General features: G+C 35.5%; 23 protein-coding genes. 17 read left to right on the plus strand and 6 right to left on the minus strand.

The features are described from left to right. Nucleotides 1-13 precede the first annotated feature (13 nt). Nucleotides 14-1,465: a M20/M25/M40 family metallo-hydrolase gene (locus tag UH1x_RS09350; protein WP_482626317.1), complete on the minus strand. Its 1,452-nt coding sequence runs from the start codon at nt 1,463-1,465 to the stop codon at nt 14-16. 147 nt (nt 1,466-1,612) lie between these two features. Between UH1x_RS09350 and UH1x_RS09355 the strand changes: the two genes are divergently transcribed. Genes UH1x_RS09355 through UH1x_RS09365 form a run of 3 tightly spaced genes read left to right on the plus strand, consistent with a single transcriptional unit; the run spans nt 1,613 to nt 3,862 of the window. Then, entirely contained in the window at nt 1,613-2,905 is a 1,293-nt protein-coding gene (locus UH1x_RS09355; RefSeq protein WP_482626318.1) for an aminopeptidase P family protein, read from the plus strand. A 9-nt stretch (nt 2,906-2,914) separates the two neighbouring features. Next, entirely contained in the window at nt 2,915-3,685 is a 771-nt protein-coding gene (locus UH1x_RS09360) for an exodeoxyribonuclease III (RefSeq protein ID WP_482626319.1), read from the plus strand. A gap of 3 nt (nt 3,686-3,688) precedes the next feature. Continuing rightward, the gene (locus UH1x_RS09365; protein WP_482626320.1) at nt 3,689-3,862 is read left to right on the plus strand and encodes a hypothetical protein; all 174 of its coding nucleotides are present in this window, start codon (nt 3,689-3,691) and stop codon (nt 3,860-3,862) included. A gap of 5 nt (nt 3,863-3,867) precedes the next feature. Here UH1x_RS09365 and UH1x_RS09370 read toward each other — a convergent pair whose 3' ends face one another. Then, nucleotides 3,868-5,151, minus strand: coding sequence for a branched-chain amino acid transport system II carrier protein (locus tag UH1x_RS09370; RefSeq protein WP_482626321.1), 1,284 nt, complete (start codon nt 5,149-5,151; stop codon nt 3,868-3,870). A 252-nt stretch (nt 5,152-5,403) separates the two neighbouring features. Between UH1x_RS09370 and UH1x_RS09375 the strand changes: the two genes are divergently transcribed. Beyond that, the gene (locus UH1x_RS09375) at nt 5,404-5,640 is read left to right on the plus strand and encodes a hypothetical protein (RefSeq protein WP_482626322.1); all 237 of its coding nucleotides are present in this window, start codon (nt 5,404-5,406) and stop codon (nt 5,638-5,640) included. A gap of 12 nt (nt 5,641-5,652) precedes the next feature. Here the strand turns inward: UH1x_RS09375 and thiL are convergent, their stop codons facing one another. Both thiL and UH1x_RS09385 read right to left on the minus strand, forming a co-directional pair. Next, nucleotides 5,653-6,696, minus strand: coding sequence for a thiamine-phosphate kinase (thiL, locus tag UH1x_RS09380; protein WP_482626323.1), 1,044 nt, complete (start codon nt 6,694-6,696; stop codon nt 5,653-5,655). 98 nt (nt 6,697-6,794) lie between these two features. Beyond that, nucleotides 6,795-8,252: a Gfo/Idh/MocA family protein gene (locus UH1x_RS09385; protein WP_482626324.1), complete on the minus strand. Its 1,458-nt coding sequence runs from the start codon at nt 8,250-8,252 to the stop codon at nt 6,795-6,797. A gap of 477 nt (nt 8,253-8,729) precedes the next feature. Here UH1x_RS09385 and UH1x_RS09390 point away from each other — a divergent pair, with 477 nt between their 5' ends. The 11 genes from UH1x_RS09390 (at nt 8,730) to UH1x_RS09440 (ending at nt 17,681) form a co-directional block, all read left to right on the plus strand. Then, complete coding sequence (locus tag UH1x_RS09390) at nt 8,730-9,059, plus strand: HesB/IscA family protein (RefSeq protein ID WP_073241609.1); 330 nt, start codon at nt 8,730-8,732, stop codon at nt 9,057-9,059. A gap of 43 nt (nt 9,060-9,102) precedes the next feature. Continuing rightward, nucleotides 9,103-9,468 carry a four helix bundle protein gene (locus UH1x_RS09395; RefSeq protein ID WP_482626325.1) on the plus strand — a complete coding sequence of 122 codons (366 nt, stop codon included), beginning with the start codon at nt 9,103-9,105 and terminating at the stop codon, nt 9,466-9,468. Between the two features lie 40 nt (nt 9,469-9,508). After that, entirely contained in the window at nt 9,509-10,954 is a 1,446-nt protein-coding gene (sufB, locus tag UH1x_RS09400; protein ID WP_396632614.1) for a Fe-S cluster assembly protein SufB, read from the plus strand. Between the two features lie 60 nt (nt 10,955-11,014). Then, nucleotides 11,015-11,767: a Fe-S cluster assembly ATPase SufC gene (gene sufC / locus UH1x_RS09405; protein WP_036151120.1), complete on the plus strand. Its 753-nt coding sequence runs from the start codon at nt 11,015-11,017 to the stop codon at nt 11,765-11,767. Between the two features lie 78 nt (nt 11,768-11,845). Next, nucleotides 11,846-13,162 carry a Fe-S cluster assembly protein SufD gene (sufD, locus tag UH1x_RS09410; protein WP_482626326.1) on the plus strand — a complete coding sequence of 439 codons (1,317 nt, stop codon included), beginning with the start codon at nt 11,846-11,848 and terminating at the stop codon, nt 13,160-13,162. A gap of 131 nt (nt 13,163-13,293) precedes the next feature. Continuing rightward, nucleotides 13,294-13,944, plus strand: coding sequence for a porin family protein (locus UH1x_RS09415; RefSeq protein WP_482626327.1), 651 nt, complete (start codon nt 13,294-13,296; stop codon nt 13,942-13,944). 143 nt (nt 13,945-14,087) lie between these two features. After that, nucleotides 14,088-15,302 (plus strand): aminotransferase class V-fold PLP-dependent enzyme, encoded by a 1,215-nt coding sequence (locus tag UH1x_RS09420; RefSeq protein WP_482626328.1) that lies wholly within the window; start codon nt 14,088-14,090, stop codon nt 15,300-15,302. 73 nt (nt 15,303-15,375) lie between these two features. Further along, nucleotides 15,376-15,801, plus strand: coding sequence for a SufE family protein (locus UH1x_RS09425; RefSeq protein WP_482626329.1), 426 nt, complete (start codon nt 15,376-15,378; stop codon nt 15,799-15,801). A 6-nt stretch (nt 15,802-15,807) separates the two neighbouring features. Beyond that, complete coding sequence (locus UH1x_RS09430) at nt 15,808-16,140, plus strand: SUF system Fe-S cluster assembly protein (RefSeq protein WP_036151130.1); 333 nt, start codon at nt 15,808-15,810, stop codon at nt 16,138-16,140. A gap of 35 nt (nt 16,141-16,175) precedes the next feature. Next, nucleotides 16,176-16,682 carry a DUF2480 family protein gene (locus UH1x_RS09435; RefSeq protein ID WP_482626330.1) on the plus strand — a complete coding sequence of 169 codons (507 nt, stop codon included), beginning with the start codon at nt 16,176-16,178 and terminating at the stop codon, nt 16,680-16,682. 72 nt (nt 16,683-16,754) lie between these two features. Then, the gene (locus tag UH1x_RS09440; RefSeq protein WP_482626331.1) at nt 16,755-17,681 is read left to right on the plus strand and encodes a DUF3078 domain-containing protein; all 927 of its coding nucleotides are present in this window, start codon (nt 16,755-16,757) and stop codon (nt 17,679-17,681) included. Nucleotides 17,682-17,961: 280 nt separating this feature from the next. Here the strand turns inward: UH1x_RS09440 and hflX are convergent, their stop codons facing one another. Continuing rightward, on the minus strand, nt 17,962-19,173 hold the full coding sequence (hflX, locus tag UH1x_RS09445; RefSeq protein ID WP_482626332.1) for a GTPase HflX: 1,212 nt from the start codon (nt 19,171-19,173) through the stop codon (nt 17,962-17,964). A gap of 164 nt (nt 19,174-19,337) precedes the next feature. Here hflX and UH1x_RS09450 point away from each other — a divergent pair, with 164 nt between their 5' ends. Then, nucleotides 19,338-20,315 (plus strand): endonuclease/exonuclease/phosphatase family protein, encoded by a 978-nt coding sequence (locus UH1x_RS09450; RefSeq protein ID WP_482626333.1) that lies wholly within the window; start codon nt 19,338-19,340, stop codon nt 20,313-20,315. Nucleotides 20,316-20,479: 164 nt separating this feature from the next. Next, complete coding sequence (locus UH1x_RS09455; protein WP_482626334.1) at nt 20,480-22,678, plus strand: S8 family serine peptidase; 2,199 nt, start codon at nt 20,480-20,482, stop codon at nt 22,676-22,678. A 4-nt stretch (nt 22,679-22,682) separates the two neighbouring features. Here the strand turns inward: UH1x_RS09455 and UH1x_RS09460 are convergent, their stop codons facing one another. Continuing rightward, nucleotides 22,683-23,192, minus strand: coding sequence for a DUF3124 domain-containing protein (locus UH1x_RS09460; RefSeq protein WP_482626335.1), 510 nt, complete (start codon nt 23,190-23,192; stop codon nt 22,683-22,685). Nucleotides 23,193-23,221: the final 29 nt, after the last annotated feature.

Raw genomic sequence — 23,221 nt, forward strand, 5'->3', positions numbered from 1 at the left:
TTTTTGACTACGGTTATTCTTCCCATTTCCACTCGTTACCAATGATCAATTTTTCTTTTAAATCATTTTTAATCATAAATTTTTTAGTGGTTTCGCTATCCATTTTGGTAGCAGGTAGTGTATCTGCATTAGCAACGGCATATAGCATCATCGTACCAAAACGAGCCGTGTTTTTCATGTGGTCTTCATTTACCAAATTGAAATCATCACAGTCAGAATGGTAGCATCCGTAAATAGAACGGTCTAGATTACTGTGCACAGATAAAATTGGCACACCTTCTAACATAAACGGTTGATGATCGCTATGTAACCCAGACTTATTTGAAAACTTATTTTGATAGATGGTATCTTGCTTTTGAATTGCAGCTCCTAAATCTGTAAAGAATTGCTCATTATCTAACTGTCCACCAGCGTTCATGCCAATAGGGTTACCAGACATATCTAAATTCATCATGTATTTGATATTGTCTATCGTATTGTTTTCAATTGCTTGTTCTACTAAATATTTAGAACCTAGTAATCCTTGTTCTTCTCCCATGAACATCACGAATTTTACAGTACGCTTTGGGTGTAGGTTATTTGCTTTAAATGCTCGTGCAATGTCTAGTACTGCAAAAGAACCAATACCATTATCAATAGCACCAGTGGCTAGATCCCAAGAATCTAAGTGACCACCAATAACAATTTCTTCTTCCGGAATCTCTGAGCCTGGTAATGTTGCTACCACGTTTCTAGCTTTGATGACATCACTCGTATTGGTCATGTCAATTTTTGCAGTTGCTTTCTTAGATTTTAAAGTTTCTTTCAACGCCATACCATCTTCTTTTCCAATACAAACAGCAGGTATTGGAATCAATTCTCCAGTAACCGATGCAGTTCCTGTTAATAGAACACCATTGTCCACTTGGTTGATGATTATGATACCAATAGCACCATACTTAATGGCTAAAGCTGTTTTTTCACTTCTGTGTAAATTGGTAAGTCCTTCTTCACTATCTGGTAAAATATTAATGTATACCAATGAAATTTTTCCTTTAACGGCATCTGGGTTAGCTGCGTAATCTGCATCTAGACCATTACCCATATCTACAATTTCGCCGGTAACGTGTGCTTCTACAGGTGCGTGACCTAAAGTAACTACTTTTATATCTTCATCATTAATCTGTAAAGAAACCTCGCCTCTTGCCCAAGCCTCTACCTCAAAAGTTTGGTAGGCTACATCTTCAAAACCGTATTCTTTAAATTTATTATAGGTATACTCTTCTGCCTTAGCACCGTTGGTAGAACCCGTAAGTCGGTGACCAATGGTTTCAGTAGCTTCTTTTAATGCACTATAGCCTTTAGAATTTGCTTTGATTTCGGTATCTATACGTGCAAATAATTCAGCTTGTGATTCTTCTTTTTTGGTTTCTGAGCATGCCTGTAGACATAAAGCGCCTATAAATAGGTAAGCTATTTTTTTCATGAGTTGTTTGTGTTTGGTTTAGGTATACAAGTTAGCCAATTTGTAGTTAAGAATATGAGTAGGTGTTCTTGTAAATCTTACAATTCTATGCCCTATTTTTTAAGGAAACAACACATAATGCGTAATTTTATATCAAAATAAGAATTCATGAAATACGATCAAATACCTAACTCCCTGTTTATAAAGAACCGTAAGAAGTTTATGGACCGCATGCAGCCTAAAAGCATAGCTGTTTTTAACTCTAACGATATCTACCCTATTGGTGCTGATAGCGTATTGCCTTTTGAGCAGCATAGAGATATATTTTACCTTTCTGGGGCTGATCAAGAAGAAACGATTTTAGTATTATTTCCAGATGCCATTAATAAAAAACACCGCGAAATACTTTTTGTTCGTGAAACTAATGAACATATTGCCATTTGGGAAGGTGAAAAATTGACAAAAGAGAAGGCTACAGAAGTTTCAGGTATTGAAACAGTTTGTTGGTTACAAGATTTCGAGAAAATATTCTTTGATCTAATGACCGAAGCTGATACTATATATTTTAATACCAATGAGCATTATAGACAAGCGGTAGAAACGCAGACACGTGAAGACCGATTTATAAAAAAATGCAAGCGAGAATATCCAGCTCATAAAGTTGCCAAGAGTAACCCAATTCTTCAAGAAATTAGAGGAATTAAAGAACCTGAGGAAATTGCTATTATGCAAACGGCCTGTAATATCACCGAAAAAGGATTTCGTAGGCTGCTTGGTTTTGTGAAACCAGGAGTGATGGAATATGAGATTGAAGCAGAACTATTGCACGAGTTTGTTAGAAATAAATCGAAAGGTTTTGCATATCAACCCATTATTGCTTCAGGAAATAATGCCAATGTATTGCACTATTTAGAGAATAATAAACCTTGTAACGATGGTGATTTAATTCTGATGGATGTTGCAGCAGAATATGCGAATTACTCTAGCGATTTAACTAGAACTATTCCTGCAAACGGGAAATTTACAAAACGCCAAAAAGAAGTGTATAACGCTGTTTTGCGTGTAAAAGATGAGGCTACTAAAATGTTGGTGCCTGGTACACTTTGGGCAGAATACCATAAAGAATGTGGTAAACTAATGACTTCTGAATTATTGGGACTTGGTTTATTGGATAAGGCAGATGTGCAGAATGAAAATCCTGAGTGGCCTGCTTATAAGAAGTACTTTATGCATGGCACTAGTCACCATATTGGTTTGAATACACATGATTACGGAGCATTGAAAACACCTATGAAAGCGAATATGGTGTTTACCGTAGAGCCAGGTATTTATATTCCGGCAGAAAATATGGGTATTCGTTTAGAAGATGATGTGGTCATTCAAGAAAAGGGTAAGCCTTTTAACCTGATGGCGAATATTCCTATTAAGGCAGATGAGATTGAAGAATTAATGAACAAATAAAAACGGAATATGAAATTAGTATCGTGGAATGTTAATGGTATAAGAGCTTCCGTTAAAAAGGGTTTTGAAGATATTGTAAAGGATTTTGATGCAGATGTTTTTTGCGTTCAAGAAACAAAAGCACAAGATGACCAGGTGGCTGAGGCTTTAAAAGGTATTACCGATTACAAGCTTTTCAGCAATAGTGCCGAAAGAAAAGGATATTCTGGTACCGGAATATTATCTAAAAAGGCACCTGTAAAGTTCGATAAGGACATGGGGGTTGAAGAACATGATTTAGAAGGAAGAATTACACATTCTGAATATGAACATTTTCATTTGATCAATGTTTATATTCCTAATAGTGGAAGCGGATTAAAAAGATTGGATTACCGTGCCGGATGGGATAAAGATTTTACCAATTACCTAAAAGAATTGTCTAAATCGAAGCCTTTGATTATTACGGGCGATTTTAATGTAGCTCATACCGAGAACGATTTGGCAAACCCGAAGAGTAATTATAATAAAACATCAGGATTTACGCAAGTTGAAATTGACGGATTTGAGCACATGTTGAAAGAAGTGAACTTGGTAGATAGCTTTAGAAAGTTACACCCCAATACGTTCGATAAATATACATTTTGGAGCGCAAGAGGTGGTGCACGAGGGCGAAATGTAGGCTGGCGTTTAGATTACTTCTTGGTAAGTGAATCTATTTGGGATAAGGTAAAATCTGCCGAAATTCATGATCAGGTTATGGGTAGTGATCATTGCCCTATTAGTTTAGAAATAGAATTTTAGAATATGAGGTTATTAGTTTTGATTCAAGATGCTTCTGAAATTGAAGAGAAAATGCAAGAAGCACCCAATAGTGCTTATGAGATAGGTGTCGTTATTGGCACCTATTTACCTTTTGTTGTCATGGTTTTAATAGCTTATGCGTTCTATTATTACTCTAAGAAAAGGAAAAATCCGTAAGTGCTTTAAAGTGTGTTCGGCTTTTCCTTATACATAATATTGGTTGCAACAAACACCACCAACGCTGGTAAAACCCACCCTAAACTATACTGTTGCAGCGGAATCCAAGAGAAAGTTTCTGCAGCAGGAGCTAATGCGCTTATACTGCCTAAGAAATCTGGAATACTAAATATTATGGTAGCTATGGTTACGGCTTTAAAAACAAGTGGCGATGCATATTTATCTGGTACTGCATTTAATAGAATAAGAATGATGGTAATTGGGTAAATAAACATTAAAGAAGGTACAGCTACTGCAATAATATACCCAACATTAAATTGCCCAACCAAAACACCTAATACACTACCAATTACTGCCATAATAGTATAAGCCAATTTTGACTCTTTAAATGTAGCCGCTACAAAATCTGCCGTACCGGTTACAATCCCTACTGCCGTAGTAAAACAAGCCAAGCCTACTAGGATGCTTAAAAACAAATTACCAATGTTTCCTAGGCTTTCTATAGCCAAACCAGATAGTATTTCTGTTCTAGTAGTATCGGCATCGAATATAGAATGTACTAAAGATCCAGAAAGTATGAGTCCCATATAGATCAAGAACAACGCCAAACCTGCCAGCCAAGCAGCGTTACGTATCAGTATTTTTTTATCCTCGTAAGCCGCATTTACATATTTAAGGTTGATCGATATTATGATAACGCCACCAACTACAACAGCGCCAATGGCATCGAATGTTTGGTAACCTTCTAGTATTCCGTTGGTAAACGGACTAGCAATTGTGGTGCTTCCAAAATCGAATGGAAATGAGAAAATAGTAATTCCTATTATTAAAAGAAGAACTAGAATTATTGCAGGAGTTAATATTTTACCGAGTATGTTCAATATTTTAGAACGGTTCAAAGCAAATAATAAAACCAACCCAAAATAGATACTACTTGTAAACCATGAGGAGATGTCCCAATAAGGCTGAATGGCCATTTCATGCGTTACCGAAGCTGTTCTAGGGCTAGGCAGTGCAATAGCAATGGCATAAATAAAGAAGGCATAGATTAAACTGAACGTTGGTGATACTTTGTTTCCAAAATCAATTAGTGTCCCCTGTAATTTTGCATGTGCCAAAATACCAAGTACGGGAATAGCTACTGCAGATAGTCCAAAACCAATTGTAACTATAAGCCATTGGTCACCTGAATTAAAACCTAATAATGGTGGTAAAATAAGGTTGCCAGCTCCAAAAAAAAGAGAGAATAAGGCAAAGGCTGTAACTAGGGTTTCCTTCTTTTTGAACATGGGTGCAAATTAAGTGAAAGATTATTAAATAACAGGTAAGGGAGGCTTTTTCATTTTCTGAAACACCAAAAAAAAGGTTGTTGACAACAGGTTAAGTAAAACTCACAACAATTACTGGTACAGGGCTTTAATGTGTAGTACTTTAACCAAAGGAAACAGAGCGTAAGCAAATTTCCTTGAGTTTCAACATCATATATTAATCGCATTTTCTCGATTTCCCAAATCGAAATTTTTGCAAATACATCCTACAGCATGAAAAAATTATTCTGCAGCATCTTTGGTCATCATTATGCTATTTCTAAAAAAGTGACATCTCATATTAAAGAGTACAAATGTATTCATTGTCAAAAAGAAGTAACTACCGATGTAAGTGGTAACCTTTCTACTTTAACACCAGAATTACAAGATATCAATAGAACTTTAGAGCATATTTATCAAAGAAGACATACTGCTTCACACGAACATACGCCTGCGCAACAGGTAGCATAATTTGTATTGCCTTTAGTTAAATGAATTCCAACCCTGTGCGGTCAAAGGAATCTTTGTATTACTCCTTGAAATTAAGAATGCACCTTCGTCTTTTCCTGTAGTATGACCTATAACGGTCAAGTTTGGATTGCCCTTAATTTTCGGGAATTCTTTTTGGTCTATGGTAAACAATAATTCATAGTCCTCTCCACCGCTTAAAGCAACTAAAGTACTATCTATCTTAAATTCTTCACAGGCAGAAATTACTGTAGGGTCTAAAGGTATTTTGTCTTCATACAAGTCAATTCCCAGTCCGCTACTCTTGCTTAAATGCAGGATCTCAGATGAAAGTCCGTCACTAATATCAATCATTGATGTTGGGTGAACCTCCAATTGTTTTAATAATTCAGGTATATCCTTTCTTGCTTCTGGTTTCAACTGTCGCTCTACGATATAAGAATAGGGTTCTAGGTCTGGCTGGCTATTAGGATTCACTTTAAAAACTTCTTTTTCACGCTCCAATACCTGCAGCCCCATATATGCGGCGCCTAAATCTCCGGTTACTACCAGAAGATTGTTTGGTTTTGCACCAGAACGGTAAGCGATATCCTCTTCATTTGCAATGCCAATTGCGGTAACGCTAATCATTAATCCTGTTTTAGATGAGGTTGTATCGCCACCTACCAGATCAACATTGTACGTTTTACATGCTGTAGCCACACCTGCATAAAACTCTTCAAGTGCCTCTAGCGGAAATCTATTAGAAACGGCTAAGGAAACGGTTACTTGTGTAGCTGTAGCGTTCATGGCATAGATATCAGAAAGATTGACCATGATAGATTTATAACCTAAATGTTTTAATGGCATATAGGCAAGATCAAAGTGTACACCTTCAATTAAAAGGTCGGTACTTAGAACTGTTTTAGATTTTTCATAATCTAGTACTGCTGCGTCATCACCAATTCCTTTTATGGTAGATTTTTGAGTAAGCTCAAAATCTTTGGTAAGGTGTTCTATGAGTCCGAATTCACCTAATTTCTCTAATGATGTTCTTTCTTGTTCTTTATCTTCTAGCATGATGCAAAAATAAGAAGTAAAACAAGATGTATGGCATAAAAAAACCCGAAGCTGAAAAGCTACGGGTTTACTATTGAAAATATGAATGTATTTATGGTTTACCCTACCGAATAACCGTCTCTATAGGTACGTTTCACGTATTTGTTTGCAGGTTCAAAATTTGTGATTTTCATATTTGCTGCATCCCATTGTAAACGTTTTCTGCCGTAGTATTGTTTTCCGCCTCCCCAGAAGCTTGGATTTTCAACGGTTGGGTCTACTTCAAAATATGATTTTAATGCCAAGTTTCCAATCAAGATACTTTCTGTAAACGGACCGGCGTAATCAAAGGAAGAGCTTGTTTCTGCATTGCCATAACCTGCCATACATGCATTTACCCACTGTAAATAATGACCTTCAGGTACGCGGGTAATGGTTTGTTCTACTTCAAATTGTTCATTTAATGTCAATGGTAACAAACGCGGATTTGCACCGTAGCAATCTGCCATTAATTTTCCTTTTGTACCAATGAAAAGTACACCACCATCCCAGTTTCCTAAAGCTTCGTCATCTCCTAATTCTTCTGGTCTTTCGGGTAGTAGTCCGCCATCCATCCAAGTGACTTTTATTTTTCCTTTGCCATCCGTTCTTGGGTAGTTTAAATGTATTTTACTTGAGTTTGGGAAACTTTTTGGGTAGTCTTTGTATTGGAAATTTCCGCTGAATGAATCAGAAACACTGCATTCTACAGTATCAGGATATAAAATTGGAAGAATTCTATATACAGGGTCCATAATATGGCAAGCCATATCGCCAAGTGCGCCTGTTCCAAAATCTGACCAACCTCTCCAATCAAAAGGCAGGTAGGCATTATTGTAATCTCGCATTGCAGCAGTGCCTAACCAAAGATCCCAATTCAATCCTTCTGGAACACTGTCTTTTTTAGTCGGTGTTTGTAATGCTTGTGGCCAAATGGCTCTGTTCGTCCAACATTTTACGGTGTGTACTTCCCCAATAATTCCGGTATCATAAATTTCTTTCATGGTACGTACGCCATCACCGGAACCACCTTGGTTGCCCATTTGTGTAACTACCTTGAATTTCTTTGCAGCTTCGGTCAGCATTCTTGCTTCCCAAATATCATGGGTTAATGGTTTTTGAACGTATACATGTTTACCCATAGACATTGCCTGGTAGGCTGCAACGGCGTGGTTGTGATCAGGTGTTGATACAGAAACGGCATCTATATTTTTACCCTCCTTATCCAACATTTCCTTGTAATCATTAAAATAGCTGGCTTTTGGAAATGACTCTCTAGAGGTAATTGCTTGTCTATTATCAACATCGCAAAGCGATACGATATTTACATGGGCACTCTCGGCAAAAGATGCAATATCACTTTGACCTTTTCCTCCTACTCCTATGCCTGCAATGTTTAGTTTATCGCTTGGTGGAATATATCCGGTGCCCCCCAAAACGTGTCTGGGTACAATCATAAAACCGGCTGCCGCCATACCGGTATTTTTCATAAATTTTCGGCGGGTGTTGTTTTTGTTGTTTGATTTGTTGTGTGACATAAGTTGTTGTTGTTGTTTGATTTGGTATTGAAGGTAATTGAAATCTCTTAGATTCTGGTGTATTGTAAGGTGTTTTGAATTGTAATCCAATAATTATTTCAGTCTTATTAATTGATTAATAGTTAATTATGAAATATATAAGGTTCTGTATTTAACATTTTGCTTGTGTAGTTAGGGTATGAAAATCTTATTTATACACCTATGCAAATTATATTATGTTCGAGAAATAGATTTCAGTTTTGTTATGTATATGCAGGCGCATTTAGTATTGTTCTCAAAATAGAAAGGCAAAGTTTCTTAATTAACAATACACAGCTTTGCTAAAAGGTAAATGACCTTGTTGAATTGCAATATTTGTTTTCTTATGAAGTATAGTATTTCTCTATTAGTATATACTTTATAATAATGTTAGGTTCTATGGAAAAAACAGACTTATAACGTATATTTGTAAACTATTTAGATTAAATCTAATTCATTATGATTCAAGTATCAGAAACGGCTAAACAGAAAGTAATAAACCTTATGACAGAGGAAGGTTTTGACGCTACTACGGATTATGTACGTGTGGGGGTGAAGAGTGGCGGATGCAGTGGATTGTCTTACGAGTTAAATTTTGACGACAAGAAAGATGATGCTGATAAAGTATTCGAAGACAACAATGTACGAATTATTGTAGATAAAAAAAGCTTTTTGTACTTAGTAGGAACAGTATTGGAATACTCAGGCGGACTCAACGGAAAAGGGTTTGTTTTTAATAACCCAAATGCACAAAGAACGTGTGGTTGTGGTGAGAGTTTTTCATTATAAATGTTAAGTAAAAAAGAGAAAAAGAAAATAAGTAAAGGTTGTTATGTATAGTTCTTTTGAAGATTTAGAAGTATACAAATTATCGATAACATTTACTGGAAATATCTATAAACTGTTAGATAGGCAACCATTAAAAAGTGATTTTGCAATGGTTGATCAATTAAGAAGAGCAACTATTTCAATTTCTAATAATATTTCTGAAGGTTTTGAAAGAGAAACTGACAAAGAGTTGATTAGGTTTCTTTATTTTTCAAAAGGTTCTTCTGGTGAAGTCAGGAATCTTTTTAATGTAATGGAAGAAATTGGATATTTTGATAAAAGAGAATTAATAGAGTATAGAGAGCAGATTGTTGTAATTTCAAAGCAGTTGGCAAACTATATTAAATATGTTAAAAAGAGATGTAGTTAATTTTTAACTCTTTTATTTTTAGCTTATTAACTATAAATATATGGCATATACAGAAGAAGAATTAAAGAAAGAACTGGAAACCAAAGAGTATGAGTATGGTTTCTATACAGATATTGAATCAGAAACGTTTCCCAATGGTTTAAACGAAGAAATCGTAATTGCCATTTCTAAGAAAAAGGGAGAGCCGGAATGGATGACACTTTGGAGATTAGAAGCTTTTAAATACTGGAAAGAAATGGAAGAGCCAGAATGGGCTAACGTTCATTATGAGAAGCCAGATTTTCAAGCTATCTCTTATTATTCTGCGCCAAAGAAAGCTGATCCTAATAAAACATTGGATGATGTAGATCCAGAATTATTAGAGATGTACAAGAAATTGGGTATCTCTGTAGATGAGCAAAAAAAGCTTCAAAACGTAGCGGTTGACATTGTTATGGATTCTGTATCCGTAGCAACGACATTTAAAAAGACATTAGCTGAAAAGGGTATTATTTTCTGTTCCATTTCAGAGGCTATAAAGGAGCATCCGGAATTAGTAAAGAAATATATTGGTTCTGTAGTACCACAAAGAGATAACTTTTATGCTGCATTGAACTCCGCTGTTTTTTCAGATGGTAGTTTCTGTTACATTCCTAAAGGTGTTCGTTGCCCAATGGAATTGTCTACTTACTTTAGAATTAATCAGGCTGGTACAGGTCAGTTTGAGCGTACTTTGGTTATCGCAGATGAAGATAGTTATGTAAGTTACCTAGAAGGTTGTACAGCACCTTCTAGAGATGAAAATCAATTACATGCCGCAGTTGTAGAGCTTGTTGCTTTAGATGGCGCCGAAATAAAATACTCAACGGTACAAAACTGGTTCCCTGGTAATAAAGAGGGTAAAGGTGGTGTATTCAACTTCGTTACTAAAAGAGCTATTTGCGAAAAGAACGCTAAAGTATCTTGGACACAGGTTGAAACAGGATCCGCAGTAACTTGGAAATATCCTTCTTGTATCTTAAAAGGAGATAATTCTATTGGTGAGTTTTATTCTATTGCCGTAACCAATAATTACCAACAGGCAGATACCGGTACTAAAATGGTACACATTGGTAAAAACACCAAGAGTACTATAATTTCTAAAGGTATTTCTGCTGGTAAATCTCAGAATAGTTATAGAGGATTGGTACAGGTCAATAGCCGTGCAGATGGTGCGCGTAACTTTTCTCAATGCGATTCTTTGCTAATGGGTAACGAGTGTGGTGCACATACTTTCCCATATATTGAAGCAAAGAACAAATCTGCTATGATAGAGCATGAGGCTACCACAAGTAAAATTGGGGAAGACCAAATATTCTATTGCAACCAAAGAGGTATAGATACAGAAAAAGCGATTGCATTGATTGTAAACGGTTTTAGTAAAGAAGTACTGAATAAGCTACCAATGGAGTTTGCTGTTGAAGCACAAAAATTATTGGAAATTAGTTTAGAAGGTTCTGTAGGATAAAAAAGTAATTAAGATTTTAGTAAAACGCCGTAGGCGCCACAATATTTAAAGTAACATATTATGTTGAAAATTAAAGATCTACATGCTAACGTAGACGATAAGGAAATATTAAAAGGAATTAACTTAGAGGTAAAAGCAGGTGAAGTACATGCTATAATGGGACCAAATGGTTCTGGTAAAAGTACTTTGGCTTCTGTAATTGCCGGTAACGAGAATTTTGAGGTTACTCAAGGTTCAATAGAGTTAAGTGGTGAAGATTTAGAAGATGTTTCTCCAGAAGAAAGAGCACATAAAGGTGTTTTTCTATCTTTTCAGTATCCAGTAGAAATTCCTGGTGTTTCCGTTACCAACTTTATGAAAACGGCAATCAACGAATCTCGTAAGGCAAAGGGTCTTGAGGATATGCCAGCTAAAGATATGTTGAAGCTAATTCGTGAGAAATCCGAGTTACTGGAGATTGACCGTAAGTTCTTATCTAGGTCATTGAACGAAGGTTTTTCCGGTGGTGAGAAAAAACGTAACGAGATTTTTCAAATGGCAATGTTAGAGCCTAAAGTTGCCATATTGGATGAAACCGATTCTGGTTTAGATATTGATGCTCTGCGTATTGTTGCTAGTGGTGTTAACAAATTGAAGAGTAAGGATAATGCGGTAATCTTAATTACGCACTACCAACGTTTGTTAGAATATATCGTACCAGATTATGTACACGTTTTACATAATGGTAAAATCGTTAAATCTGGTGGTAAAGAACTTGCGCTAGAGTTAGAAGAAAAAGGATACGACTGGTTAAAGCAAGAAACAGCGGTGTAATTAAGTATACAGTATTCAGTGGCAGTAATTAGAGATTATAACTGCCAACTGCTACTGCAAACTGGCAACTGAAAAAATATGGATTTAAAAGATAAATTGATTTCCTCTTTTATGGCATTTGAGAACAACGTGGATGTAGAGCATCCAGTACACGATGTTCGTATGGCAGCTATAAAAAACTTCGAGGAAAAAGGATTTCCTTCTAAAAAGGAAGAAGCTTGGAAGTATACTTCATTGAATAGTATTCAAAAAATAGATTTTAGCATCTTCCCAAAAGAGCAGAACGCTTTAGAGTATAAGGACGTGAAACCTTATTTTATTCACGAGATCGATACGTATAAAATCGTTTTCGTTGATGGTATTTACAGTTCTTACCTTTCTGAAACTACACATGATGGTGTAGATATCTGCTTAATGAGTGCAGCGCTTACAAAGCCAATGTATAAGCAGGTAATTGATGTTTATTTTAATAAAATAGCATCTAAAGATGAGTCGTTAACTTCATTGAACACTGCGTTCAGTAGAGAAGGGGCTTATATCTACATACCAAAGAATAAAATGCCAAAGAAACCAATAGAGATTTTACATTTCTCTACAGGTAATGAGGCTTCTTTATTATTACAACCAAGAAATTTAATTGTTGTAGAGGAAAATGCAGAGGTTCAAATTATTGAGCGTCACCAAAGCTTAACATCTAATGAGGTACTAACGAATGCGGTTACCGAGATATTCGCAGCAAAAAGTGCTATTGTAGATTTCTATAAAATACAAAATGATGCCCCTACGGCGTCATTGATTGACAATACTTATATTGATCAGAAAGATAAAAGTCTTGTTAAGGTGCATACGTTCTCTTTTGGAGGTAAATTGACCCGTAACAATCTTAATTTCTATCAAAATGGAGAGTATATAGACTCAACCATGAAAGGGGTTACTATATTAGGAGAAAAGCAGCACGTGGATCATCATACTTTAGTGCATCATATTGAGCCTAATTGTGAAAGTCATCAAGATTATAAAGGAATCTATGGCGATGCTTCTACGGGTGTTTTTAATGGTAAGATTATCGTTGATAAAATTGCTCAAAAGACAAATGCTTTTCAGCAAAATAATAATATTTTAATCAGTGATAAGGCTAGCATCAATACAAAACCGCAATTAGAGATTTTTGCCGATGATGTAAAATGTTCTCATGGTTGTACTATTGGGCAGTTAGATGAAGATGCTTTGTTTTATCTACAATCTAGAGGAATTCCTCAGAAAGAAGCTAGAGCATTATTAATGTATGCCTTTGCAAATAACGTATTGTCTTCTGTTCGTATTCCAGAACTAAAGACTAGAATTAATAAATTGATTGCTAAGAAGCTAGGGGTGAACCTTGGATTTGATTTGTAGAAAAGAACGATTTACTTATAGTATATTGTTATAAAACTTAAAAAAGCGACACTTCATCAGTGTCGCTTTTTTTATGATTTATTTTACCTATAAATTAACATCCTAATAAAAAACCAACAACCAATTTACTTATGAAAAAACATTATTTCTTTGTGCTTTCTTTTCTCATTTTTAATGCCTCTATTTGGGCTCAAGAATCTAGATTTGGAGTAAAAGCTGGATTAAATATATCTAATATAGATACCAATGATTCATTTTACGGTGATGATAGTCAGTATAGATCTTCATTTCATGCAGGGCTTTTTGCAGAGATACCGTTGAGTTCTAAATTTTATTTTCAGCCCGAAATACTATATTCTTCTGTTGGTGCTGTATATGAATACGATCTTAACTTTAGAAGTTTTGATTTAGAACCTTTAACTATAGACTCTTTTAAACAGGTGACTAAAAATAATTTTTTAGCAGTTCCTTTAACATTCAAGTGGTACTTAGGAGAACGTTTTTATATAAATGCAGGTCCACAAGTAAGTTTTCTTTTAAATACAGTAAGTAAAGCTAAAGGAGATGATTTGCCTGAATCTCTTTCTGAAGTCTACAGGTCTTCGGGAGATTTTAAATTAGATTATGGGGCTGTTCTTGGTGTTGGCTATACTATAAATGACGATATACATATTGGTCTTCAATATTATAGAGGGTTGAAAGATTTGTATGGGGATTCATTTATTGATAGTAAAGCTTATCATTCTGTATTTCAATTATCGGCATCGTATTCTGTTTTTTAAATTAATAACTTTTAAATGAGGTTTGTGGTCTAATTCTCTCTTACAAACTTGTAGCCTTTAAAGGATTTTAATACTATTTACAATACCCTTCATACCCGATATGTTTTCATTATCGGGTATCTTTGTATATAAGAAGATTGACTATGTTAGATATTAAAAAAATAAGAGAAGATTTTCCAATTCTTAAGCGAGAAGTAAATGGTAAGCCTTTGGTCTATTTAGACAATGCCGCTACATCACAAACTCCGCAGCAGGTTATAGATGTTATTGTAGATTACTATCAAAACTACAACGCAAATATTCACCGTGGGGTGCATACACTTTCTCAAGAAGCTACCGATAAGTATGAGCAGGCGAGAATAAAAATTCAGAAGCATTTTAATGCTGCAAAATCTTACGAGATAATTTTTACTTCGGGTACAACGCACAGTATAAATCTTGTTGCAAACGGATTCTCATCACTTATAAAAAAAGGGGATGAAGTTGTCGTTTCAGCAATGGAGCATCATTCTAATATTGTGCCATGGCAAATGTTATGTGAACGTACAGGGGCTGTCTTAAAAGTTATTCCTATGAATCAAGAAGGGGAATTACTGATGGATGTCTATGAAGACCTATTATCCGATAATACAAAACTGGTTTTCTGTAACCATATTTCAAATGCTTTAGGTACTATTAATCCTATAGAGGAGATTATAGAAAAAGCCCATAAGGTTGGTGCTGCCGTATTAATTGATGGTGCACAGGCAGCTCCACACTTAGTGGCGGATGTTCAAGCTTTAGATGTTGATTTTTATACTTGTTCTGCACATAAAATCTGCGGTCCTACAGGTGAAGGTATGTTATATGGCAAAGAAGAATGGCTCAATAAATTACCTCCGTATCAAGGTGGTGGTGAAATGATTGCCGAAGTTACTTTTGAGAAAACTACATACGCAGATTTGCCTCATAAATTTGAAGCGGGCACACCAAATATTTGTGGTGGTATTGCTTTTGGTGCCGCATTGGATTATATGAATGCTATTGGCTTTGAGGAAATTGCTAGATATGAACATGAATTGCTAGAATACGCAACGGAGGAGTTGCTGAAGATAGACGGACTCAAAATCTACGGTACGGCAAAAAATAAGACTTCTGTTATTTCATTTAATATAGAAGGTATTCACCCGTATGATATGGGTAGTATTTTAGATAAGCTGGGTATTGCGGTACGTACAGGACACCATTGTGCACAACCAATTATGGATTTCTTTAAAATACCGGGTACCGTTCGCGCTAGTTTCGCCTTTTATAACACAAAAGAAGAAGTGGACGTACTTGTGCAAGGTATTCTAAAAGCTAAAAGTATGTTGTTATAACACAAAGTTTCATAGGTAATGTTAAGGTTTGAAATCCTTCAATTGTTATCGTATTTTTGCATAAAATAAAGCAATGGAAATTAAAGAGATACAAGAAGAGATTATAGACGAATTTTCCATGTTCGATGATTGGATGCAGCGCTATGAATACATGATAGAGTTAGGGAAGTCGCTTCCATTAATCAAAGAAGAATTTAAGACTGACGATAATATTATTAAGGGTTGCCAAAGTAAAGTTTGGGTGCATGCGGATTTAGAAGATAATAAACTGGTTTTTACAGCAGATAGCGATGCTATAATCACTAAGGGAATTATTGCCATTCTAATACGTGCATTTAGTAATCAGAAACCACAGGATATTTTGGATGCCGATACGCAGTTCATTGATGAAATAGGGTTAAAAGAGCATTTGTCGCCTACAAGGGCAAACGGTTTGGTAAGTATGATCAAACAACTGAAGTTATACGCAGTGGCGTATCAAACACAAATTGAAGATTAGAAGATTATGAGTGATGAAAATATAGCTGAAGACAGCGCAGAGTTAGGGGAGAAAATCGTTAAGATTTTAAAGACCATATATGATCCAGAAATTCCTGTAGACATTTACGAATTAGGATTGATCTATGATGTTTTGGTCAATGAAGATAATGAGGTTAAAATATTAATGACGCTAACCTCACCTAACTGTCCGGTTGCCGAAAGTTTACCTGCAGAAGTCGAGGAAAAAGTGAAGTCACTAGATGCTATAAAAGATGCTGAGGTTGAAATTACTTTTGATCCACCTTGGACACAAGATTTAATGAGCGAAGAAGCAAAATTGGAATTAGGACTTCTTTAATTACAAAAGATCAATCCGATTCAAAATACGCAGGTATGCAAGATGAAATCGTAAATAAAGTTGCCCAGAGCAAACTCATTACTTTTAACCTAGAAGATTACTATCCTCAGGGTAATAGAGTAGTGCTGGATATTAAAGACTGGCTTTATGAGGGTTTTATATTAAAGGAAAAGGAATTTAGGGCTTTTGTAGACGCACATGATTGGTCACAGTATGAAGGCACTTATGTTGCCATGCAATGTTCTACAGATGCTATTGTACCGGGTTGGGCATATTTGCTATTAAGTGTAAAACTTAGTGGTATTGCTAAAAAGGCAATTCAAGGTAGTTTAGTAGATTTAGAAACCAGTATTTATCAATCTGTAATTGAAAATATAGATGTTTCTGAATATCAAGATAAGTTGATTATAATAAAAGGATGCAGTAAAAAACCTGTTCCTGCTAACGCTTATCTGTTTCTTGCAGAGCGTTTAAAACCTGTTGCAAAGTCCATTATGTATGGTGAGGCTTGCTCTTCTGTGCCTTTATATAAAAGAAAATAACATATTCTTACTTAAAGATGTTGCGAAGTATTATTACCTTTGCGCCACTATAAATTATAAACATTAATTATTATGAAGAAAATTGTATTAACTCTAGCTCTTGCATTTGTGGCAACTGTTGGTTTTTCTCAAACAGAAGAAGAACTTAAAAGTCAATTAGGTGCAGCGAAAGATTCTATCGCAGCTATTCAAGGAAGAGCTGACGCTATTCAGGGTGCTATAGATGCATTACCAGGATGGAAATTAGGTGCATTCGGTACTATTGGTGCTAACTTAAGCAGCTTTAACAACTGGTACGGTCAAGGTACTCCAGATTTATCTTCTGGTAACATTGGTGTAACAGTAAATGCTTTTGCTAATTTGAACGAAGAGAAATTCTTCTGGAGAAACACTGGTAACATCAATTTAGGATGGGTAAAGTTCGATGATAAGAATGACGATACTGATGATGATAGCTTTAAGCAAGGTACAGATGTATTTAACATCTCTTCTCTTTACGGAAGAAAGCTTAGCGAAAAGTGGGCTATTTCTGGTTTAGGTGAGTACAGAACAACAATATTAAATAACTTTAACGATCCAGGATACCTAGACTTAGGTGTTGGTGCTACTTGGACTCCTATTGCTGATTTAGTTGTTGTTATTCACCCTTTAAACTATAACTTTGTATTCAGTGATAACGATGCAATTTTTGAGTCTTCTTTAGGTGCTAAAATCGTTGCTGATTACACGAAACAAATTGGAGCGGTTAACTTTAAGTCTAACCTTTCTATGTTTCAAAGTTATAAGAGCGGTGACCTTTCTAACTTAACTTGGATCAACTCATTTGGTTATACTTTATGGAATGGTATTGGTTTAGGTTTCGAATTTGGTTTACGTGATAACAAGCAAGAAGCTTTAAACTATGCAGTTGGTACTTTGGGAGAAACTGCTACTACTTTTGATACTGTTGATAACAAATTACAAACGTATTTCTTAGTAGGTCTTAACTACTCTTTGTAGTCTTAGATAGTATTTAGAAAATAACATATAATAAAAAAAGCCCTCTAAATAGAGGGCTTTTTTCGGTTAAGTATTATCGTAAAATTTGGGGTTTTACTTTTTAGTTTTCATAAGTTAAATATCGATTTGGGGTCAAGACTTATCTTAAGTACACTGTAAAATTAACTAATATGGTCTTGTTGCAAACAATTTATGTTGTGAACTGATCTCAAATTGTGGTGAGATTTACCATCGGTTTAATTTCATCGATGAACTACATAAATTTGATTATAATCGGTGTCTAATACTGATCTAAATGTTCTGGATATAGAAAATTATTATAAGGAAAGCGAGTTACGTGAATATCTCTTACTTCATCATACACACGTTTTCTAAATTCATCTAGATTTTCTTTGTTCAGTGCTGAGATAAAAATGGCACGGTCTCCCACCTTTTCCATCCAAGTTTGTTTCCAATCATTAATGGTAAAATGTCTTCCGGTACGTTCGGTTATCAAATCGTCATCATCAATGGTTTCGTGTTCATATTGATCAATCTTATTGAAGATCATGATGCTTTTCTTTTCTGAACTTTTTATTTCGGACAAAATCTGGTTTACAGACGCTATATGCTCTTCAAACTGAGGGTGAGAGATATCTACAACATGTAATAACAAATCTGCCTCCCGTACTTCATCTAATGTACTTTTAAAGCTTTCTACCAGCTGTGTGGGTAGTTTTCTAATAAATCCTACCGTATCACTTAATAAAAAGGGTAGATTTCCTATAACCACCTTTCTAACGGTTGTGTCTAATGTAGCAAAGAGTTTGTTCTCTGCAAATACATCACTTTTACTAATAACGTTCATTAACGTAGACTTACCCACATTGGTATACCCAACTAGGGCAACACGAACCAAAGCACCGCGGTTTCCCCTTTGGGTTTCCATTTGGCGATCTATTTTCTTTAGCTTCTTTTTAAGTAAAGTAATACGATCACGTACAATACGTCTATCTGTTTCAATCTCGGTTTCACCAGGTCCACGCATACCTATACCCCCTTTTTGACGCTCAAGGTGCGTCCAAAGTCCAGTAAGCCTTGGCAATAAATATTCGTATTGGGCAAGTTCAACTTGCGTTCTAGCGTAACTTGTTTGTGCGCGCTGGGCAAAGATGTCCAATATTAAACTGGTACGATCAATGATTTTGCAGCGTAATTGTTTTTCAATGTTTCGTTGTTGACCAGGGGTAAGCTCATCATCAAAAATAACAGAACCTATTTTGTGCTGCTCTACATAACGTTCCACTTCCTCCATTTTACCACTACCAATAAGTGTTTTAGGATTTGGAACATCCATACGTTGAATAAAGCGTTTGGTAACTTCACCACCAGCTGTATAAGTAAGGAACTCTAGCTCATCTAGATATTCATTTACTTTTTCTTCATTTTGATCCTTATTGATTACACCAATAAGAACCGCTTTTTCATAATCTATACTCTTCTTTTCTATCATAATACCGTAAAGTGCAAAATTAAGCAATTACCGATAAGCTATTTTGTATTTTTATTGACTCGATAATCGAGATTACATGCGCTAAGGCTTTTCTGGAACGTTCAATTTATTATCCCGAATTTTTTAAAGAACTTGTCTTAATGTAGTTACCATTAAAAATATACATGCGATTTCCCTTCTTTAAAAAAAAGTCAAAAAAACAACGCTATTCGGTTGCGTTCTACAATTTAGAGAATCTATTTGATCCAGAACGTAATACTAAGATTCTGGACAAAGATTATACACCAAATGGAGCAAAAAAATGGACGGTTGAACGATACCAACGTAAATTGGATAAACTTTCTAAGACCATTGTCAAAATTGGTGAAGAGGACCATCCTTACCCTCCTGCATTAATTGGTGTTGCAGAAGCTGAAAACAATAGTGTTTTTAAAGCATTGCTAGATACCGACGCAATGGATAATTTGGATTATGGATTTGTGCATTATGATTCACCCGATGAACGTGGTATAGATACAGGTCTTATTTACAGAAAACGTTTTTTTAAAGTTCTACATTCAGAACCGTTTACCTTAATGGTTGATAATGCCGGCGGAGTTAGGGATACTACCAGAGATATATTATATGTAAAGGGCGAATTAAACAAAGAAGTAGTGCACGTATTTGTAAACCACTGGCCGTCTAGAAGAGATGGTGGAGTAGAGACGGAATATAAGCGGGTTATTGCAGCAAATGAAATCGTTCAGAAAATTAAGATTCTAAATGAAACCGAATTGGACCCCAATATTATTGTTATGGGCGATTTTAATGACGATCCTTCTTCTAAGAGTATGCAGATTTTAAAACAAGAAGCATCTTTGTTCAATCCTTTTGAGACTTTGCATATACCAGACACTACAGGATCATCTGTTTATGGTAACAAATGGAATATGTTTGATCAGATTTTGGTATCGAACTCTTTTTTCAACTACCAAAAGAATACCCATAGTTTTGATAGTGCAGCTATATTTGATCATAAATCCCTGAAGGAGAAAAAAGGAAAATATAAGGGATCGCCCTACAGAACTTTTGTTTCAGATCGATATATGGGTGGTTACAGCGATCATTTTCCGGTTTATGCCATGTTCACCTTTAATTCTTAAAGTGTCGTATATCGAGAGAAAAGTCTTACACATCATAAATTGATGTTTTCACAACATGTCCAACATAATGTTTAAGTATTTCGTCGAATAAAAGTGGTCATTCACCGAAACCTTAAACAAGATTAATAAATTTGTAGTCCAAATCTTACAAAATTAATCTAAGGATGAATACGTACAATACCACCTACCGTACATATAGTATTTTGATAATACTGTTTTTTGTGTTCTCAGCCGCAAACAAAGTTAACGGTCAAGCTTCTCAAGAACGTTTAAAAATCGCCGCTAATAATAAGAAGGCTGAATTGGCAAACTTCAAGTCTAATTTAGTTTCTGAATATGCTCTTGAAAGAACTCATCTTAAAGAGGTAGCTAAACTGAACAACTGGAAAATTAAGGAAACCTTAGCGAACGGTAAAAAAATTGAACTGCAAAGTATAGGAGAAGATGGTAGTCCTTTATATTATGAGACCTATTCTGATCAAGCTGGGGTAGCTTCTAGAGCAAGCACTTTGAATACAAATGGTTTATTGGGGCTACATTTAGATGGAGATGGAATGAAAGTTGGTGTTTGGGATGCAGGTGTTGCCTTAACGAATCATATAGAATATACTTCTAGGGTTACTATTGGTGATGGCAGTGCTGATGTTGACACCCATGCTACCCACGTTACGGGAAGTATAATTTCTACTGGACTTAAAAGAGATGCTAAAGGTGTAGCTAATATGGCGAAAGTAGTATCACATGATTGGACAAGAGATAAGATTGAAGTAACCGAAGCTGCTGCAGACGGACTTCTACTTTCTAACCACTCATACGGTATTAAAGCTGATCGTGTACCAGACTGGTATTTTGGTGCTTATACGAAAGTAGCTCAAGATTGGGATAAGATTATGTATAATGCTCCTTACTATTTAATGGTAACAGCTGCAGGTAATGCACAAAAGAGCAGAGATAACTTAGAGCCTACATATGGTAATACTGCTGATGGTTTTGATGTATTGTTAGGTTTCACCATTTCAAAAAATAATATTACTGTTGCTGGTGCAAATTCAGAAATTGACGGAAATGGAAATTTGAAAAATGCAGATGTTTGTACCTATAGTAGCTTCGGTCCGGTTGATGATGGTAGAATTAAGCCAGACATTGCCGGTAACGGTGGTGCTATTCTTTCTACAGATGCCGCCAGCAGTACTAGCTATGAAACTTCTTCTGGTACTTCAATGGCAACACCAGGTGTTACTGGGTCATTATTGTTATTACAACAGTACAACAAAGAATTATATGGAGAGTATATGAAAGCAGCGACCTTAAAAGGTTTGGCTTTACATACTGCAGATGATATTGACGATTTAGGTCCAGATTATAAAATGGGATGGGGCATCATGAATTCAAAAACTGCCGCAGAGGTATTGAACAATAAAGATTTTTCTAGCCACATTGCCGAAGAAACACTAGAAAACGGAAACTCATTTTCATTTGATGTAACTGCAGAAGGTAATGAAACATTGATTGCTTCAATATCTTGGACAGATGTACAATCTAGTTTTATTAATACTGGTGAAATAAACAACACAACTGCTGCATTGGTGAATGACCTTGATATTAGAATCACTAAAAACGGACAAACTTTTTTGCCTTGGAAATTAAATCCTGCCCAGGCTGCTAGCGCAGCAACCAAAGGAGATAATAAAGTGGATCCTTTTGAAAGAGTTGAAATACCAAATGCAAATGGCACCTATACTATTACCGTTACACATAAAGGTGAACTTGTAAACGATATGCAAGATTTTTCATTGATCGTTTCTGGAGTAACTATGACTACATGTTCAATAAATGCGCCAGAAGTTGGTCTTGATGAAGCTGAAATAGCTACTGTAAAATTGGCTTGGAATGCTTCAGAAGACGCACTTTATGAAATACAGTATAAAGAAGTACACCAAGAAAAATGGTCTACAGAGTATATTTCTGTAAATAACTTTAGTTGGAATGGATTGTTAAGTGATACCACCTATTCTTTTAGATTAAGAACGTTCTGCTCCCAAAACATTGCTTCAGAATATAGTGAAGTGGCTACGTTTACTTTTAAAGGTGAAGAAACGGAGTTAGAAAGCTTACATGCCTTAAATGAAGATTCTAGTATTCCGTTTAGTGTGTATCCTAATCCCGCAGTAGATGAAATTCAATTGAATGTAAAAACTTCTGATACTGCTACCTATAGAATAATGAGTACGTGTGGTGTGGCGCTGAAAATGGATAAAGCCTCAGATGCTAGAATCAACGTTTCAGATTTACCTTCAGGTTTGTACATATTACAAATTCAAGATGCTGAGGTAAGTAAAAGCACGAAATTCTATAAGTACTAGTAAGCTATTTTATTCTTCTGGATTGTGTAGTAAATGAAAGTCCTTGTTGACCAACGGTGGAATTCATAATACCTTCAAACAAGGGTTCAGGACAATCTTTTGGTGCATGCCACTCAAAAATAAAGTTAGAACCGGTACCGCCTTCAACATCCATTTCATCTATGATGATTTCGGCAGTTTCTAAAGGGGCTAAATAAATAGGGTGGCTAAAGTAATTACGTAATGATACGCCATGGGTATCAAAATACTCTGCCTTACTAATATAAATGGTATCAACGTCACTAGTATTACGTAGACTTACCATTGCGGTTAAATTATGGGTCTTATGCTCAGAACTACTATAAATTTGAGAATAGATAGATAAATAAGATTTACCGTACTCTAAAGAATCTTTTGCATTGATCGTCGCTTTTCTCTTCGTCCAGTTTTCAGGATGTATAGAGCTTATTTCCTTCTCCTGTACACAACTAGCTAAAAGGACAACTACAGCGAATAATAAAATGACTTTTTTCATAGGTATGGTTCGTTTAGAACAAATGATAG

This window comes from Maribacter sp. UH1 (genome assembly GCF_056839145.1).

Excerpts from the sequence above, each read along its gene's own strand:
- UH1x_RS09360 (WP_482626319.1), top strand. The coding sequence starts at position 2,915 with ATGAAATTAGTATCGTGGAATGTTAATGGTATAAGAGCTTCCGTTAAA.
- UH1x_RS09370 (WP_482626321.1), bottom strand. The coding sequence starts at position 5,151 with ATGTTCAAAAAGAAGGAAACCCTAGTTACAGCCTTTGCCTTATTCTCT.
- sufC (WP_036151120.1), top strand. The coding sequence starts at position 11,015 with ATGTTGAAAATTAAAGATCTACATGCTAACGTAGACGATAAGGAAATA.
- UH1x_RS09435 (WP_482626330.1), top strand. The coding sequence starts at position 16,176 with ATGCAAGATGAAATCGTAAATAAAGTTGCCCAGAGCAAACTCATTACT.
- UH1x_RS09355 (WP_482626318.1), top strand. The coding sequence starts at position 1,613 with ATGAAATACGATCAAATACCTAACTCCCTGTTTATAAAGAACCGTAAG.
- sufD (WP_482626326.1), top strand. The coding sequence starts at position 11,846 with ATGGATTTAAAAGATAAATTGATTTCCTCTTTTATGGCATTTGAGAAC.
- UH1x_RS09365 (WP_482626320.1), top strand. The coding sequence starts at position 3,689 with ATGAGGTTATTAGTTTTGATTCAAGATGCTTCTGAAATTGAAGAGAAA.
- UH1x_RS09415 (WP_482626327.1), top strand. The coding sequence starts at position 13,294 with ATGAAAAAACATTATTTCTTTGTGCTTTCTTTTCTCATTTTTAATGCC.
- UH1x_RS09430 (WP_036151130.1), top strand. The coding sequence starts at position 15,808 with ATGAGTGATGAAAATATAGCTGAAGACAGCGCAGAGTTAGGGGAGAAA.
- hflX (WP_482626332.1), bottom strand. The coding sequence starts at position 19,173 with ATGATAGAAAAGAAGAGTATAGATTATGAAAAAGCGGTTCTTATTGGT.
- UH1x_RS09420 (WP_482626328.1), top strand. The coding sequence starts at position 14,088 with ATGTTAGATATTAAAAAAATAAGAGAAGATTTTCCAATTCTTAAGCGA.
- UH1x_RS09450 (WP_482626333.1), top strand. The coding sequence starts at position 19,338 with ATGCGATTTCCCTTCTTTAAAAAAAAGTCAAAAAAACAACGCTATTCG.
- UH1x_RS09460 (WP_482626335.1), bottom strand. The coding sequence starts at position 23,192 with ATGAAAAAAGTCATTTTATTATTCGCTGTAGTTGTCCTTTTAGCTAGT.
- UH1x_RS09440 (WP_482626331.1), top strand. The coding sequence starts at position 16,755 with ATGAAGAAAATTGTATTAACTCTAGCTCTTGCATTTGTGGCAACTGTT.
- UH1x_RS09385 (WP_482626324.1), bottom strand. The coding sequence starts at position 8,252 with ATGTCACACAACAAATCAAACAACAAAAACAACACCCGCCGAAAATTT.
- UH1x_RS09390 (WP_073241609.1), top strand. The coding sequence starts at position 8,730 with ATGATTCAAGTATCAGAAACGGCTAAACAGAAAGTAATAAACCTTATG.
- thiL (WP_482626323.1), bottom strand. The coding sequence starts at position 6,696 with ATGCTAGAAGATAAAGAACAAGAAAGAACATCATTAGAGAAATTAGGT.
- UH1x_RS09395 (WP_482626325.1), top strand. The coding sequence starts at position 9,103 with ATGTATAGTTCTTTTGAAGATTTAGAAGTATACAAATTATCGATAACA.
- UH1x_RS09350 (WP_482626317.1), bottom strand. The coding sequence starts at position 1,465 with ATGAAAAAAATAGCTTACCTATTTATAGGCGCTTTATGTCTACAGGCA.
- sufB (WP_396632614.1), top strand. The coding sequence starts at position 9,509 with ATGGCATATACAGAAGAAGAATTAAAGAAAGAACTGGAAACCAAAGAG.
- UH1x_RS09375 (WP_482626322.1), top strand. The coding sequence starts at position 5,404 with ATGAAAAAATTATTCTGCAGCATCTTTGGTCATCATTATGCTATTTCT.
- UH1x_RS09425 (WP_482626329.1), top strand. The coding sequence starts at position 15,376 with ATGGAAATTAAAGAGATACAAGAAGAGATTATAGACGAATTTTCCATG.
- UH1x_RS09455 (WP_482626334.1), top strand. The coding sequence starts at position 20,480 with ATGAATACGTACAATACCACCTACCGTACATATAGTATTTTGATAATA.